Here is a 15305-nt window from a genome sequence, read left to right on the forward strand (position 1 = left end):
CAATTCCCTGACGTGACTCGGGTTGCCTTGCGAGACCCCCTTTGCTAGGCGCGCGCCAATCTTGCCGGGGCGATTCAAATTCGCTGCTAATCGGCATGGACGTACAGAACCCTTTTTCCGACCCTTAGAGGACGAGAGACGCGTGGATATTTCCGCCGGTATTCAGGCTAGCCTTGCAGGGCGCTATGCCGCCGCCCTATTCGATCTGGCCAGCGAGGCCGGGACCGTGACCGCGGTCGAATCGGATCTCGACAAGCTCGAGGCCGGCCTGGCCGAATCGCCCGAGCTCAAGATGCTCACCACCAATCCGCGCGTGACGCGCGCCCAGGCCGAAAAGGCCCTCTGGGGCGTGTCGGCCATCATGGGCCTCAGCGACCTGACGCAGAAGTTTCTCGGCACGCTGGCGCAGAACCGCCGGCTCGGGCAGCTTCCCGGCGTCATTCGTGCCTTCCGCACGATTGCTTCGGCCCAGCGCGGCGAAGTCTTTGCGGATGTCACCAGCGCCCATGCGCTGACCGACGCGCAGCTTGCCGATCTCAAGAGCAAGCTCACCGCCCGTGAAGGCCGCACGGTCAAGCTTTCCACGAAGGTCGACCCCGAGATTCTCGGCGGCCTCGTCGTAACCATCGGATCGAAGCGTATCGACGGCTCGATCCGCACCCGTCTCAATTCTCTCGCCCAGGCCATGAAGGCTTAAAGGACTAGAAACATGGATATCCGCGCAGCAGAAATCTCCAAGGTCATCAAGGACCAGATCGCCAATTTCGGCAGCGAAGCCGAAGTCAGCGAAGTCGGTTCGGTTCTCTCCGTTGGTGACGGCATCGCCCGCATCCACGGCCTCGACAACGTCCAGGCCGGCGAGATGATCGAATTTTCTAACGGCGTGCAGGGCATGGCCCTGAACCTGGAAGCGGACAATGTGGGTGCCGTGATCTTCGGCGCCGACACCGACATCGCCGAAGGCGATACGGTCAAGCGCACCGGCACCATCGTGGACGTGCCCGTCGGCAAGGGCCTGCTCGGCCGCGTGGTCGATGCTCTGGGCAACCCGATCGACGGCAAGGGCCCGATCGTGGCCGACAAGCGCATGCGCGTCGAAGTGAAGGCGCCGGGCATCATCCCGCGTGAATCGGTTTCCGAACCGGTGCAGTCGGGCCTCAAGGCCATCGACGCTCTCGTTCCCGTCGGCCGCGGCCAGCGCGAACTGATCATCGGCGACCGTCAGACCGGCAAGTCCGCCGTCGCGATCGACACCTTCATCAACCAGAAGGATGCCCATCAGGGCGACGACGAAGGCAAGAAGCTTTACTGCGTCTATGTCGCCGTCGGCCAGAAGCGTTCGACCGTCGCCCAGATCGTGAAGAGCCTCGAAGAAAACGGCGCGATGGAATATTCCATCGTCATCGCCGCGACCGCTTCGGAACCGGCTCCGCTGCAGTATCTCGCGCCCTACACTGGCTGCGCGATGGGTGAATTCTTCCGCGACAACGGCATGCACGCCGTGATCTGCTACGACGACCTTTCCAAGCAAGCCGTGGCCTATCGCCAGATGTCGCTGCTGCTGCGTCGTCCTCCGGGCCGCGAAGCGTACCCCGGCGACGTGTTCTATCTCCACAGCCGCCTGCTCGAGCGTGCGGCGAAGATGAACGGCGCCAACGGCGGCGGTTCGCTGACCGCATTGCCGATCATCGAAACGCAGGCAGGCGACGTGTCGGCCTACATCCCGACCAACGTGATCTCGATCACCGACGGCCAGATCTTCCTCGAAACCGACCTGTTCTACCAGGGCATCCGTCCGGCCATCAACGTCGGCCTTTCGGTCAGCCGTGTGGGCGGTGCCGCCCAGACCAAGGCGATGAAGAAGGTTTCGGGCTCGATGAAACTCGACCTCGCGCAGTACCGCGAAATGGCTGCCTTCGCGCAGTTCGGCTCGGACCTCGACGCCGCGACGCAGAAGCTGCTCAACCGCGGTGCCCGCCTGACGGAACTGCTCAAGCAGCCGCAGTTCAGCCCGATGCCGTTCGAAGAGCAGACCGTGTCGATCTTCGCCGGCACCAACGGCTATCTCGACGATGTCGCCGTGAACCGCGTGACCGAATACGAAGAGCAGATGCTGAGCTTCATGCGCAGCGAACACGCCGGCGTGCTGGAAGAAATCCGCACCACCGGCAAGTTCGAAGACGACACCAAGAACAAGGTCGTCGACGCGCTCAAGGCTTTCGCAAAGCAGTTCGCCTGATCGATCGATGAGCTACACCCTCTTCGCCACGATCCCGGTCAAGCCGGAGCATATGGAGGCCGCCGCACAGGCGGTGGCCGCCATCGTTCCGATGACCCGTGACGAAGAAGGATGTCTGGCGTTCGAACCGCGCCGCGCCGCGGACGGTTCGAGCACGATCATGATTTTCGAAGAGTGGGCGGATCGCGACGCGTTCGATTTCCACCATGCTCAGGAATACACCAAGGATGTCTTCGCGAAATACGAGGGGTGGCTCCGGTCGGAACCGCAGCTCGTCGAAGTGAAGTCGCTGGAAGGCTGAACAGGATATGGCAAGCCTCAAGGAACTCAAGGGCCGGATCAACTCGGTCAAGTCGACCCAGAAGATCACCAAGGCCAAGCAGATGGTCGCAGCCGCCAAGCTGCGCCGCGCGCAGGCCGCCGCCGAAGCCGCCCGCCCCTATGCGGAGCGGCTCTCGGGTGTGATGGGATCGCTGGCGAGCAAGGTGGCTGGCGACAGCGCACCGATGCTGCTGCGCGGCAATGGTGCAAACCAGCGCCACCTGCTGGTGGTTGTGAACACCGACAAGGGTCTGTGCGGCGGTCTCAACGCCAATATCGTCAAGGCTGCCAAGGCCAAGGCGAAGGCGCTGATCGCGGAAGGCAAGGATGTCTCTTTCTACCTCGTGGGCAAGAAGGGCCGCGCGCCGATCAAGCGCGATTATCCCAACCGCATCGCGAAGCATTTCGACACTTCCGAAGTTCGCCAGCCGGGGTTCGAGGAAGCCGAGGAAATCGCCGACGATCTGATTGCGCGGTTCGAGGAAGGCGAATTCGATGTCGCCCATCTCGTCTATCCGATCTTCAAGTCCGCCCTGGCGCAGGATCCCACCGTCGACCAGCTGATCCCCGTACCGCCGCCTGAAGGCGACGATGCGATGGCTACAGCCGGCGAAGGTGCCGTGGTCGATTACGAACCGGGTGAAGAGGAAATCCTCGAAGACCTGCTGCCGCGCTATGTGAAGACGCAGATCTTCGGTGCCCTGCTCGAACGCGAGGCATCCGAACAGGGCGCCTCGATGACCGCGATGGACAATGCCACGCGCAACGCAGGCGACCTGATCCAGAAACTGACCATCCAGTACAACCGCAGCCGCCAGGCCGCCATTACCACCGAGCTGATCGAGATCATCGCCGGTGCAGAAGCTCTCTAAAGGACGTTTACACGTGAAGAAACTCGCCCTCCTCCTCCCTGCCCTCGCCCTTGCGGCATGCGGTGAAGAGCCTGCGCCCGAACCGGTCGCAACCGAAGTTGCTGCGCCCGAACCGATCGAAACACTCGCTGCTCCCGACCAGGCCTACTTCACCACGAAGTACGCCGAAGCCTGCCCCGACGAAGACGCCGTGAACACCGCGATCTGCAAGCGTGCCGGCATGGGTTCGCCCGATGTCGTCTGCGAATTCGGGCTCGGTGAAGACGAATATCTTCGCAACAAGGCTACCCTCACCGCCGGCGATGGCGAATGGACTTTCGCCGATCCCGAAAACGTCTGTGTCGGCTAAGCCGAAATCACTGAAAATCAGGACTTAGATCATGGCCACCGCACCCAAGCTTAATCAGAGCCCCAATGGCGTAATCAGCCAGGTCATCGGCGCCGTCGTCGACGTTGCGTTCGAAGGCGACCTGCCGCCGATCCTGACCGCGCTGGAAACCAAGAACGGCGACAATACGCTGGTTCTCGAAGTCGCGCAGCATCTCGGCGAAAACACCGTCCGCACCATCGCGATGGACGGCACGGACGGTCTCGTCCGCGGCCAGGAAGTCGTGAACACCGGATCGCAGATCTCGGTTCCTGTCGGACCCAAGACGCTCGGCCGCATCATGAACGTCATCGGCGCGCCGATCGACGAACGCGGCCCGATCGGCGCCGAAGAAACCATGCCGATCCACGCGGACGCACCGCTGTTCGTCGACCAGTCGACCGAAGCGGCCATCCTCGTCACCGGCATCAAGGTCATCGACCTTCTCGCACCTTATGCGCGCGGCGGTAAGATCGGCCTGTTCGGCGGCGCCGGCGTGGGCAAGACGGTTCTCATCCAGGAACTCATCAACAACATCGCGAAGGGCCACGGCGGCGTGTCCGTCTTCGCCGGTGTGGGTGAACGTACCCGCGAAGGTAACGATCTCTACCACGAATTCCTCGACGCAGGCGTTATCGCCAAGAACGACGATGGAGAAGCCATCAGCGAAGGTTCGAAGGTTGCGCTCGTGTTCGGCCAGATGAACGAGCCTCCGGGGGCGCGTGCCCGCGTTGCTCTCTCGGGTCTGACCATGGCGGAATATTTCCGCGACGTCGAAGGCCAGGACGTGCTGTTCTTCGTCGACAACATCTTCCGCTTCACCCAGGCGGGTTCGGAAGTGTCGGCCCTGCTCGGCCGTATTCCTTCGGCCGTGGGCTATCAGCCGACGCTCGCCACCGACATGGGTAACCTGCAGGAACGGATCACCTCGACCACCAAGGGTTCGATCACCTCGGTCCAGGCCATCTACGTTCCCGCCGACGACCTTACCGACCCGGCACCGGCAACCTCGTTCGCCCACTTGGACGCAACGACCACGCTCAACCGCGCGATTTCGGAACTGGGCATCTACCCGGCGGTCGACCCGCTCGACTCCACCAGCCGCGTGCTCGAACCGCGCGTTGTAGGTGACGAGCACTATCAGACCGCTCGCCGCGTCCAGGAAACGCTGCAGAAGTACAAGAGCCTGCAGGACATCATCGCCATCCTCGGCATGGACGAACTGTCTGAAGAAGATAAGCTGACTGTGGCCCGTGCCCGCAAGATCCAGAAGTTCCTCAGCCAGCCGTTCCACGTGGCCGAAGTCTTCACCAACATTCCCGGACAGTTCGTCCAGCTGGAAGACACGGTGAAGTCCTTCAAGGCTGTCGTCGACGGTGAATACGATCACCTACCGGAAAGCGCCTTCTACATGGTCGGCGGCATCGATCAGGTGGTCGAAAAGGCCCAGAAGCTGGCGGAAGAAGGCTAAGCATGGCCCTGCATTTCGAACTCGTCACACCGGCCAAGCTGGTCCGTTCCGAGGAAGTCCACATGGTGGTCGTCCCCGGGGCGGAAGGCGAATTCGGCGTGCTCGACGGGCATGCGCCCTTCATGTCGACCATTCGCGACGGCCAGATCCAGGTCTACAAGTCCGAAGGCGGCACGCCGGAGACCATTGAGGTCCGCGGTGGCTTTGCCGAGGTCGGCGAAAAGGGCCTGACGGTCCTCGCCGAACACGTCGAGGGCTGACCCGGCTTCTTACCTGAATTCGAGAGGGCGGCCACTGTGCCGCCCTTTTTCGTGCCGGCTATGGCTCTCCGCCCGGCAGTTCGCCGATGGACGGTTCGCCGTTCCTTCGGCAGCGCAAGGGACCGCCTGAAGCTTTCGTCGAACGACCGAATGGAGACGACGGACGATTTTACTCTTCGGGATCACAGCGGCATAGTGGCGTCTTTCCTAGGAGGGATGCGATAATGAAACTGGTATCGACACTTGCGATGGGCGCGGCCATGGCCTTTGCCATGACTACACCCGTAAAAGCGCAGGACGGCATTCCCGGCCCCGACGAAGACCCCTTCATCTGGCTGGAAGAAGCCCGCAGTGACAAGGCCCTGAACTGGGTCGAGAACGAGAACGAACGCACCACCGCCCACATGACGGCGGACCCCCGCTTCGCCCAGCTCAAGGCGGAAGCGCTCGCCATCTACGACAGCGAGGACAAAATCCCCTATGTCTCGTTCCGTCCCGATGGCCTGTATAATTTCTGGCAGGACAAGCAGAACCCCAAAGGCCTCCTGCGCCGCACCACCCTCGAAAGCTATCGCAGCGACGAACCGCAGTGGGAAACCGTGCTCGATATCGATGCGCTGGCCGCAGCAGAAGGCAAGGAATGGGTGTACAAGGGCTCTTCCTGCCTGCCGCCCGACCTGCGCTATTGCATGATCTCCCTGTCCGACGGGGGCAAGGATGCCACCGTCATGCGCGAATTCGACATGCAGACGAAGACCTTTGTCGAGAACGGCTTTGTCATCGACAGCGAAAGCCAGGGCGATGCCGAATGGCTGGACCGGGACACGCTGCTGGTCAGCCGCGATTTCGGTGAAGGGACGCTCACCGAAAGCGAATATCCCTTCACCACCCGCCTGTGGAAGCGCGGCACCAAGCTCGCCGATGCGCCGGAAATCTATCGCGGCGAGGCGAGCGATGTCTGGGCCGGCGCCGGATTGCTGCGCGACAGCGAAGGCACGGTCCACGGCTACACCGCCATGCGCGGAACCTCTTTCCACGACCGCGCCTGGTATCTCCAGCAGGATGGCGAATGGGTCAGGCTCGACATGCCGGACAAATCCTCGCTCGGCGGTATCATCGACGGCCAGATGCTCTTTTCGACCGACGTCGACTGGACGGTCGGTGACCAGACCTTCCCTGCCGATTCCCTGATCTCCGCCAATCTGGATGAATGGCTGGCCGATCCGAACGGCGCGGCCAAGACTCTCGTCTGGGCACCCGGTGATCGCCAGACCAAGCAGGGCGGCGGATCGACCGCCAGCAGCTATTACATCAACATTCTCGACAATGTGATCGGCAAGGTCCTGAAATTCGACTATGTCGATGGCCAGTGGGTCAGCAGCGAGATCGTCCTGCCCGACAATGCCACCGTCGGCGTGGCGGCCACCTCGGACGAATCCGACGACATCATGTATTCGGTGACCAACTTCCTCGAACCGAGTGCGCTGTATTATTCGGACGGGTCCTCCACCCCGGAAACGATCAAGACCTCGCCCGCTTATTTCGATCCGGCGGGAATGGACGTCGAGCAGTTCGAAGCCACCAGCAAGGACGGGACGAAGATCCCCTACTTCCTCGTCAAGCCCAAGGGCATGGTGATGGACGGCACCACCGCCACGCTCCTGACCGGTTACGGGGGCTTTCAGGTGCCGCGTCTGCCCGGCTATCTCGGTACGACAGGCAAGCTGTGGCTTGAAAAGGGCGGTGCCTACGTCCTCGCCAACATGCGTGGCGGCGGCGAATTCGGGCCCATGTGGCACCAGAGCGCCATTCGCGAAAACAAGCAGCGGACATGGGACGATTTCATCGCGGTGGCAGAGGATCTTGTTGCCCGCGGCATCACCTCGCCCGATCACCTGGGCATTCAGGGCGGATCGCAGGGCGGTCTGCTGGTAGGCACGGCCTTTACCCAGCGCCCCGACCTGTTCGATGCGGCGATCGTCCAGATCCCGCTGTTCGACATGCTGCGCTATCACCTGATCGGCCGCGGTGCTTCGTGGATCGGCGAGTATGGCGATCCCCGCATTCCCGAACAGCGTGCCTGGATCGAAGGCTATTCGCCCTATCAGAAGATCGTCGAAGGCGTGGACTATCCGGAGCCCTTCCTGTGGGCATCGACCGCGGATGACCGCACCCATCCCGCCCATGCCCGCAAGGGTGCAGCCAAGCTGAAATCCCTCGGCCAGCCGTACTGGTATTACGAGGAGACGACCGGCGGCCATTCGGGCGGTGTCGACAACGAACAGCGCGCTCAGCTTCAGGCCCTGCAGATGGTCTATCTGATGCAGCGCCTGATGGACGACAACAAAGGCGACTGAACCGCCCAGCTTACTGGAATTTGCAAAGAGGGGGCGGTCCGGCATGGGCCGCCCCTTTTTTATCGTGCCCGCTTTACCGGCGCATGGAAATCGGCTGGCTTGTCGGCGATCCAGCGCAGGAACCGCGCCATGTCCTCCGCCGCGGCGAGCCGATCGCGGTCATCGCCGAAACGTGCGAGTTCGGCATTCGTGAAATTGGCGTGGATCGTCTTGTGACAGATGGGGTGGACCGGCACCGTCTCCCGGCCCTTTTTCGATTTGGGCACGGGATGATGCCATTGCACTTTGCGGCCCAGCGGACGCTCGCACAGCCAGCAGGTGGGCAGCTGTTCGCTCAGCCCTTGTCGCCCCCATCCTTCTTCTCTGCTGCTTTCTTCTTTTTCATCGTATCGTGAAAGCGGTCGGCCCAGCCGGGTTTGACCATCTGGTCGGCGCGGACCATGCGCAGTTCGCCTGCCGCGACATCGCGGCTCACCGCGCTACCGGCTGCGACAATCGCGTCCGCACCGATGGTGACAGGCGCGATCAGCGCGCTGTTGGAGCCGATGAAGGCGCGTTCGCCGATGGTCGTCTTGTGCTTGAAATAGCCATCGTAATTGCAGGTGATCGTGCCTGCGCCGATATTGGCCCCTGCCCCCACCGTGGCATCGCCGAGGTAGGTCAGGTGGTTGGCCTTGGCGCCTTCGCCCAGCGTGGCCTTCTTCATCTCGACGAAATTGCCCACCTTGCTTCCCTTTTCCATCACCGCACCGGGGCGCAGGCGTGCATAGGGCCCGACTTCGCATCCTTCGCCCACACGCGCGCCTTCGAGATGGCTGAAGGCGCGGATCGTGGCACCGTCGGCAATGGTGACGCCTGGCGCGAAAACGACGTTGGGTTCGATGGTCACATCGCGGCCCAGCACCGTGTCGTAGCTGAAGAAGACGGTTTCGGGAGCCTTGAGGCTGGCGCCTTCGGCCATGGCTTCCTCGCGCCGATATTCCTGCCACTGCCGCTCTGCCGCGGCCAGTTCGGCGCGGCTGTTGATACCGGTCACTTCGCTGGGATCGGTGCAGGAGATCACCGCGCAGGTATCGCCGTCTTCATTGGCGATATTGACCACGTCCACGAGGTAATATTCGCCCTGCGCATTGTCGTTGCCCACGCGGCGCAGCAGATCGAACAGATCGCCCGAACGTGCCGCCATGACGCCGGAATTGCACAGGCGGCAGGCGCGCTCCGCTTCATTGGCGTCCTTGAATTCGACCATCTTCGATATCTTGCCGCTCTCATCCGCAATGACGCGGCCGTAATGGCCCGGGTCTTCGGGTTCGAAGCCCAGCACCACCACCTTGGGGCGGTCTTCGGCATGCAGCCGGTCGAGCATGGCCTCCATCGTTTCGCCGCGCACGAAGGGAACGTCGCCATAGAGTACCAGAACGTCTCCGCTGTGCCCTGCCAGGCTCTCTTCGGCTTGCTGGACTGCGTGGCCGGTCCCGTGCTGGGGTTCCTGCAGCGCCGTCTGCGCGCGCTCGCCCAATGCCTCTTCGACCTGTTCGCGGCCCGAGCCGACAACCACGATCTTTTTCGCCGGAGCCAGGCCATCGACCGTGGCGAGCAAGTGATCGAGCATCGGCCGTCCGGCGATCGGGTGAAGCACCTTGTGAAGATTGCTCTTCATACGGGTACCCTTACCCGCGGCGAGAATGACGGCGGCGAAATCGCGTGAGTTTTCCATAGCCACGGGCCATGCCATCATTCGCTTGCAGTTTGAAGAACCATCCTGCACTCGAAAGGCAATGGCAGATTTTCCTTTCGATATCGTCGCCTTCGACCTCGACGGCACCCTTCTCGAAACGCATCGCGATCTCGGCACGGCGGTCAATCATGCGCTTGCCCTGGGCGGCTTCGATACCATCCCGGTCGAAAGCGCGACCGACCTCATCGGCGGCGGGGCCAAGGCGATGCTGCAGCAGGCGATCGACCGGCAAGGCGGTCTCCCTCACGACGAATTCCGCAAGCTCTACAAGACAATGCTCGCCTATTACGGAGAGAATAACGCGGTCCATACGCGCCCCTATCCGCATGCCGTGGAGGTGCTCGATGCGCTGGCGGCGCGCGGCGTTGCAACGGGCGTCGTCACGAACAAGTTCGAAGGCTTTGCCCGCGACATCCTGGGCACACTCGGACTTCTGGATCGCTTCGTCTTCGTGATCGGGGGCGACAGCCTCGGCAAGGACGCAGAGGGCAATTACATCGCAAAGCCCGCTGCCGACCCGCTGCTGAAGGCGCGCGAACTGGCAGGCGGCGGCGCGATGGTCTTCATCGGAGACAGCAGTTACGACATGAAAGCGGCGCGCGCCGCAGGCGTGCCCGTCATCGCGGCCTGCTATGGCTATTGCGACGGGACGGCGGCGGAGCTCGGCGCCGATGCGGCGATTGATTCGCTGGCCGAACTGATCCCCGCGCTGGAGCGGCTCTAGCCCTCGTCCTGCCCCTACGGCACGGCGGATCGCCGCGCATACGGTTGCAAGTGCGGGGTTTAAGTGCCACCTCGCCAAGGCAATTGACCTTTACGTAAACGACAAAAAACACACAGGAGCAGCCCCATGAGCATCGATTTCAAGGACAAGGTAGCTATCGTCACCGGAGCCGGCGGCGGTCTGGGCCGCGAATATGCGCTCGAACTGGCGCGCCGCGGCGCGAAGGTCGTCGTGAACGATCTGGGCGGTTCGCGCGACGGCACCGGCCATTCCGACATGGCCCTGCAGGTCGTCGAGGAAATCGAGAAGGCCGGCGGTGAAGCCGTATCGAACGGCGGCAGCGTGACCGAATTCGAACAGATGGAAAAGATGGTCGCCGACGCCAAGCAGAAGTGGGGCGGCGTGCACATCGTCATCAACAATGCCGGCGTGCTGCGCGACAAGACCTTCGCCAAGATGACCATGGACGATTTCGAATTCGTGGTGGACGTGCATCTCAACGGGTCGGCCAATGTCAGCAAGGCCGTGTGGGAAACCATGCGCGAGCAGGCCTATGGCCGCATCCTGATGACGGCATCCTCCACCGGCCTGTTCGGCAACTTCGGCCAGGCGAATTACGGCGCAGCCAAGCTCGGCCTCGCCGGTCTGACCAAGACGCTGCAGCTCGAAGGCGCGAAGTACAACATCAAGGTCAACACGATTAGCCCGGTAGCCGGCACGCGCATGACCGAAGATCTCTTCCCCGAAGAAGCCTTCAAGCTGTTCGATCCGGTGAACGTGGTTCCGGCCGCGCTCTTCCTGGTCAGTGAAGATGCCCCCACCAACGCCATCGTCGGCGCGGGTGCAGGCGGCTTCCACAGCGCCTGGACCGTCATGAACGATGCCGTCTGGCTGAAGGACGAAGAACGCACTGTCGAAGGTTTCGCCGCAAACTGGGACAAGATCAGCGATTTCTCCAACCTCAAGGCCCCTCAGTCGGGCGCCGAACAGTCGGGTGCGATCCTGACCGCGATGCAGAAGGTCACCGGAACCGGCCCGAGCAGCGCCCGCGGCTAAGTACTCCACCTTTATTGCGAAAAGCCCCGCACCGTCGCATGATGGTGCGGGGCTTTTCTTTGGGGGATATGTCATGGAGTGGGAAAACGCGCTGCGCACCATGCGCAAGACTTCGCTGGCAGTCAGTGTTCTGGCAGTGCTGTTGGCGGTGGTCGGCCTGACCCAGCTCGGCCTCGCCGCAGTGGCTGTGAGCGAGGAATATGAGCGCATCGAGCGGATCGAGGAGATCTACCGCCCGAGCACCTATTACGGTTACCAGGCATAGCAGGCCGCGCTGGAGAATGAATACAACCGATCGAGCAGCGCCTTCTTTCTGCAGGGCCGCTTCATTCCCGATCGCGAAAGCATCGGCTGGACATCGCCCGGCGTTCTCACGCTGATTGGCCTCGTGCTGGCGGCGCTGGCCTTTTTCGCGGCAGCCATGGTGTGGCTGCACCAAGCGCATGCCAATATGGTCGCAGCAGGATGGCGTCCCAAATACACCCCGCGCAAGGTGCTCATCGGCTATGCGGTGCCGCTGATGAACCTCATCGTGCCGTTCGAGGCCATGCGGGAACTGTACAATCGCAGCCATGGCGAGGGCGACGATTTCGCCCATACTACTGCAGAAGATGTCACCGCGTGGTGGACGGCCATGATTGTCGGTCTGCTCGTCTTCAGCGCCATGATCTTCAAGTTCCTGATCGATGCTGGCACCAATTTGATCCTGATGACCCCGCTATGGATGGAATATGCGGTTTTCGCTTTCGGATCCGGTCTGCTGCTGCTCAGCGCCTTTCTGTTCGCGTCGCTGACCCGCAAGATAACTGCAGCACAGGCCGAATATTTGCCCGCACACCCCGTCCAAGCGGCCGAGGAGCACGCGGCACAGCGGCGCATGGCAGTTACGGTGGTGCCTGGCCGAGTCGATGAGCCGTATTGACGTATTAATACACTAGGCCTACACCACCATCGTTCCTCGAACAGGGAGATTTGGCGATGTATAGCCAGGAAGACCTCAATTCCGCCGTCAGCGCCGGAGCGATCAGTGCCGACGCGGCCAACGCCCTTCGCGCCCATGTCGCCGCCTCGCGCGATGCGGTGCCCGCCGATGCCGAGCATTTCAGGCTCGTTACCGGTTTCAACGATATTTTCGTGAGCATCGGCGTGATCATCCTGCTGCTGGCTGCCGGCGGCATCGGCCAACAGATCGCCAACGCCTTTACCTCCCTGCCCGTGATGGGAACTCTCGATCCGACGCAGGCGCAGATCGACGCATATATCGATGCCGACAGGTTGCGGACCGGCCTCCAATTGCTGCTCGGCGGCATACTGGTGTCGGCTACCTCGTGGCTACTGGCGGAATTCTTCACCCGCCGCAAACATATGGCGCTGCCCTCGATCCTGCTCCTGCTTGCTTTCGTGGGCGCGGTTTTCGCCGCCGTGATCGGGGTGGGCAATCTGCTCGGCGTGATGCATAGCGATACCAGCAGTGCGGTGCTCGTCTCGGCATCGGGCCTGATTGCGGCCGGGGCAGCCTGGGCGCATTGGCGGCGGTTCATGGTGCCGATCACGGTCGCGGCCGGTACGGCGGCGCTGGCCATCACCGGCATCGCCATCATCGCTGCGATCATCGGTTCGCCCGGTGAAACCGTGATCCTCGCGCTCGTGCTGGCGTCTGGCCTTGCGATCTTCGCCCTCGCCATGCGCTGGGACATGACCGATCTCGGCCGGACCACCCGCCGCAGCGACGTGGCTTTCTGGCTCCACCTGCTCGCCGCGCCCATGATCGCGCATCCGCTGTTCCATTCGCTGGGCGTCACGCAGGGAGACAATATCGGCGCAGGCGCAGCAGTGGCGGTTCTGGCGATCTACATCGTCTTCGGGATCGTGGCGCTGGCGGTCGATCGCCGCGCGTTGCTGGTATCGGCGCTTGCCTATGTGCTGATCGCGCTGACCTATCTGTTCCGCGAATTCGGCGCCGTGGAGCTCAACTTTGCGCTTACCGCGCTGGTGATTGGTTCGGCTCTCCTCACGCTCAGCGCGCTGTGGACCCCGATCCGCCGCACCATCGTGACCGGTCTGCCCACAAATCTTCAGGCGCGGCTGCCGGCCACCGCCTGATCCATCAGCCACCGAGAGAAGGGCTTGTCCATGAGGGGCGGGCCCTTTTTCGTGAAGCGCATCATTGCGCTGTCAGCCTGTATGGATCAGTCTTCGACTGCCTTGAGCAGACGCCGTTCCAGCGGGGCGAGAACACCGGCCAGTTCATGGCCGCGTTTCAACACCTGTCCGTGTTCGCCGAACAGCGTCCACATGCCCTGTTTGCCCCGCAGCGTCGGCCGTTTCTCGATCCTTGCCTGCGGCCGTTCGGCGTGGCGCACGAAGGCTGCGAAAGTGGCGACATCCTTGGTGAAATCCATGGCATAATCGCGCCAGTGCCCGGCTGCGACCATGCGGCCGTAGACGTCGAGAATCTTGGTTAGTTCATCGCGTTGGAAGCCGACCTGCCCGGGCTTGCGCCCCGGAAAGGCCACGATATTTGCACTACCCGGTTGCGCCATCAGTCGGCAGTACCGCTGCGCTGCGCGGGTTGCTGCGGATCAGCCGCCTGCTGAGCGGCCCGCAGATCGGCAATTTCGGCGCGCAGGGCCGCAAGTTCGGATTCCAGCCGTTCGACACCGTCGCGGCTTGGCTCGCACGGATCGTCGCACGGTGTGCCATAGGGCATGAATTCGCGCATCCATTCCTCGGCAGGCATCAACGTGCTTCGCGCCTTGAGGCCGATCATGGTTGCGCCTTCGGGCACTTCGTCGGTCACCACCGCATTGGCACCGATGCGCGCCCGCCGGCCCACGGTGATGGGTCCGATGACCTGGGCACCCGAACCGATGATGACATCGTCCTCGATCGTGGGGTGGCGCTTGCCGCCCACGCCATTGGTGGGATTGGTCCCGCCCAGCGTCACGCATTGGTAGATGGTGACGTTATCGCCGATATGCGCGGTTTCGCCGATCACTGTGAAGCCGTGATCGATGAAGAAATTGCGGCCGATCCTGGCACCGGGATGAATGTCGATACCCGTCACCATGCGGCTGAAATGATTGACCAGCCGCGCGAGGAAGAACAGATCCGCTTCGAACAGCCAGTGTGCCACGCGGTGATAGCCCAGCGCCCAGACACCCGGGTACAGCAGGACTTCCCAGCGGGTGCGCGGTGCAGGATCGCGTTCCTTGATGGAGTCCAGATAGGCGATCAGCCGTTCCAACATACCCGGGAATTCTCTCACTTACCGCAGATCAAAGCAAGCGCGCCTGTTCCGGGCCATCCACGGCCTCCAGCGCATCGCGCCAGACGGACATGGTGGCGGGCTGCTTGCGTTCAAGGCTGAGCCGGTCGATTTCGGCCACGATCCGCTCGATCGCGGCATGGCTGCGCTCCATCCGCGGGACGAGATAGGCCGGCGCGCCTTCGCCCAGAACCAAGCCGCGCTGGGCAGCATGGCTGAGCATGAGTTCGGCGGCCATGTCATCATCCGGCGGGCCGAGTTCCAGCTGGAGGGCTGTCCCCATGCGGCTGCGCAGGTCGGGCAGCTGGATATTCCACCGTTCCTGCCCGACGGTCAGCAGCAGAGGAAAACCATCTTCGCGCGCCCGGTTCCAGGCGTGGAAAATCTCGGTCTCGTCCTGCAGATGCGCGTCGTCGATGGCCCCGCCCCCGGTGTGAGAGCCGAACCATGTCGCGATGAGCGATTTGCCCGACCGCGGCGGGCCGCTGAGGATCGCCGTACCGAAGGGCCAGCTGTGCGGATCGCGCAAGGCATCCGCCACCGTCGCATTGGCCGAACCAAGCACGATGCTGGGCGCCTCTTTGGGAACGGGATGCGTGAGCGGGAGCGCGATTTGCGTCATGCGGGCCAGA

The 15305-nt window shown here is 62.7% G+C and carries 18 protein-coding genes; 13 read left to right on the plus strand and 5 right to left on the minus strand.

The features are described from left to right. The first annotated feature begins 142 nt into the window (after positions 1-142). The 8 genes from ACI2I1_RS02115 to ACI2I1_RS02150 all read left to right on the plus strand — a co-directional run bounded on the left by ACI2I1_RS02115 (position 143) and on the right by ACI2I1_RS02150 (position 7887). On the plus strand, positions 143-697 hold the full coding sequence (locus tag ACI2I1_RS02115; protein ID WP_224811958.1) for a F0F1 ATP synthase subunit delta: 555 nt from the start codon (positions 143-145) through the stop codon (positions 695-697). A 12-nt stretch (positions 698-709) separates the two neighbouring features. Then, a complete protein-coding gene (atpA, locus tag ACI2I1_RS02120; RefSeq protein WP_221542947.1) occupies positions 710-2239 on the plus strand; it encodes a F0F1 ATP synthase subunit alpha in 1530 nt (509 codons plus the stop codon). 7 nt (positions 2240-2246) lie between these two features. Continuing rightward, a complete protein-coding gene (locus ACI2I1_RS02125; RefSeq protein WP_224811960.1) occupies positions 2247-2540 on the plus strand; it encodes a putative quinol monooxygenase in 294 nt (97 codons plus the stop codon). 7 nt (positions 2541-2547) lie between these two features. Then, a complete protein-coding gene (locus ACI2I1_RS02130; protein WP_404677718.1) occupies positions 2548-3432 on the plus strand; it encodes a F0F1 ATP synthase subunit gamma in 885 nt (294 codons plus the stop codon). Between the two features lie 13 nt (positions 3433-3445). Next, on the plus strand, positions 3446-3781 hold the full coding sequence (locus tag ACI2I1_RS02135) for a hypothetical protein (RefSeq protein WP_224811962.1): 336 nt from the start codon (positions 3446-3448) through the stop codon (positions 3779-3781). A gap of 31 nt (positions 3782-3812) precedes the next feature. Next, positions 3813-5270, plus strand: coding sequence for a F0F1 ATP synthase subunit beta (gene atpD / locus ACI2I1_RS02140; protein WP_221542943.1), 1458 nt, complete (start codon positions 3813-3815; stop codon positions 5268-5270). Positions 5271-5272: 2 nt separating this feature from the next. Then, positions 5273-5530: an ATP synthase F1 subunit epsilon gene (locus ACI2I1_RS02145; protein WP_224811963.1), complete on the plus strand. Its 258-nt coding sequence runs from the start codon at positions 5273-5275 to the stop codon at positions 5528-5530. Between the two features lie 224 nt (positions 5531-5754). Then, a complete protein-coding gene (locus ACI2I1_RS02150) occupies positions 5755-7887 on the plus strand; it encodes a prolyl oligopeptidase family protein (protein ID WP_404677719.1) in 2133 nt (710 codons plus the stop codon). Between the two features lie 59 nt (positions 7888-7946). Here ACI2I1_RS02150 and ACI2I1_RS02155 read toward each other — a convergent pair whose 3' ends face one another. After that, positions 7947-8225 carry an HNH endonuclease gene (locus ACI2I1_RS02155; RefSeq protein ID WP_404678314.1) on the minus strand — a complete coding sequence of 93 codons (279 nt, stop codon included), beginning with the start codon at positions 8223-8225 and terminating at the stop codon, positions 7947-7949. Further along, on the minus strand, positions 8222-9625 hold the full coding sequence (gene glmU, locus ACI2I1_RS02160; RefSeq protein WP_404677720.1) for a bifunctional UDP-N-acetylglucosamine diphosphorylase/glucosamine-1-phosphate N-acetyltransferase GlmU: 1404 nt from the start codon (positions 9623-9625) through the stop codon (positions 8222-8224). The genes ACI2I1_RS02155 and glmU overlap by 4 nt, the downstream gene beginning before the upstream one ends. A 40-nt stretch (positions 9626-9665) precedes the next feature. Between glmU and ACI2I1_RS02165 the strand changes: the two genes are divergently transcribed. From ACI2I1_RS02165 to ACI2I1_RS02185, 5 genes are all read left to right on the plus strand, one after another. Beyond that, positions 9666-10349, plus strand: a complete 684-nt coding sequence (locus ACI2I1_RS02165) for an HAD hydrolase-like protein (RefSeq protein ID WP_404677721.1) — start codon at positions 9666-9668, stop codon at positions 10347-10349. Positions 10350-10475: 126 nt separating this feature from the next. After that, positions 10476-11405 (plus strand): SDR family NAD(P)-dependent oxidoreductase, encoded by a 930-nt coding sequence (locus ACI2I1_RS02170; protein WP_221542938.1) that lies wholly within the window; start codon positions 10476-10478, stop codon positions 11403-11405. Between the two features lie 73 nt (positions 11406-11478). Further along, the gene (locus tag ACI2I1_RS02175; RefSeq protein WP_404677722.1) at positions 11479-11670 is read left to right on the plus strand and encodes a hypothetical protein; all 192 of its coding nucleotides are present in this window, start codon (positions 11479-11481) and stop codon (positions 11668-11670) included. Between the two features lie 123 nt (positions 11671-11793). Beyond that, positions 11794-12327: a DUF4328 domain-containing protein gene (locus tag ACI2I1_RS02180; protein ID WP_404677723.1), complete on the plus strand. Its 534-nt coding sequence runs from the start codon at positions 11794-11796 to the stop codon at positions 12325-12327. 56 nt (positions 12328-12383) lie between these two features. Next, positions 12384-13508, plus strand: a complete 1125-nt coding sequence (locus ACI2I1_RS02185) for a hypothetical protein (protein WP_404677724.1) — start codon at positions 12384-12386, stop codon at positions 13506-13508. An 86-nt stretch (positions 13509-13594) separates the two neighbouring features. Here the strand turns inward: ACI2I1_RS02185 and ACI2I1_RS02190 are convergent, their stop codons facing one another. The 3 genes from ACI2I1_RS02190 to ACI2I1_RS02200 are packed head-to-tail and all read right to left on the minus strand — an operon-like array spanning position 13595 to position 15295. Continuing rightward, entirely contained in the window at positions 13595-13948 is a 354-nt protein-coding gene (locus ACI2I1_RS02190) for a DUF2794 domain-containing protein (RefSeq protein WP_404677725.1), read from the minus strand. Further along, on the minus strand, positions 13948-14655 hold the full coding sequence (epsC, locus tag ACI2I1_RS02195; RefSeq protein ID WP_224811971.1) for a serine O-acetyltransferase EpsC: 708 nt from the start codon (positions 14653-14655) through the stop codon (positions 13948-13950). The genes ACI2I1_RS02190 and epsC overlap by 1 nt, the downstream gene beginning before the upstream one ends. 28 nt (positions 14656-14683) lie before the next feature. Then, positions 14684-15295 (minus strand): HdaA/DnaA family protein, encoded by a 612-nt coding sequence (locus tag ACI2I1_RS02200; RefSeq protein WP_221542934.1) that lies wholly within the window; start codon positions 15293-15295, stop codon positions 14684-14686. Between the last annotated feature and the right edge of the window lie 10 nt (positions 15296-15305).

The sequence above is a fragment of the Qipengyuania sp. NPDC077563 genome (genome assembly GCF_044901345.1).
GTDB classification, from domain to species: domain Bacteria; phylum Pseudomonadota; class Alphaproteobacteria; order Sphingomonadales; family Sphingomonadaceae; genus Qipengyuania; species Qipengyuania aestuarii.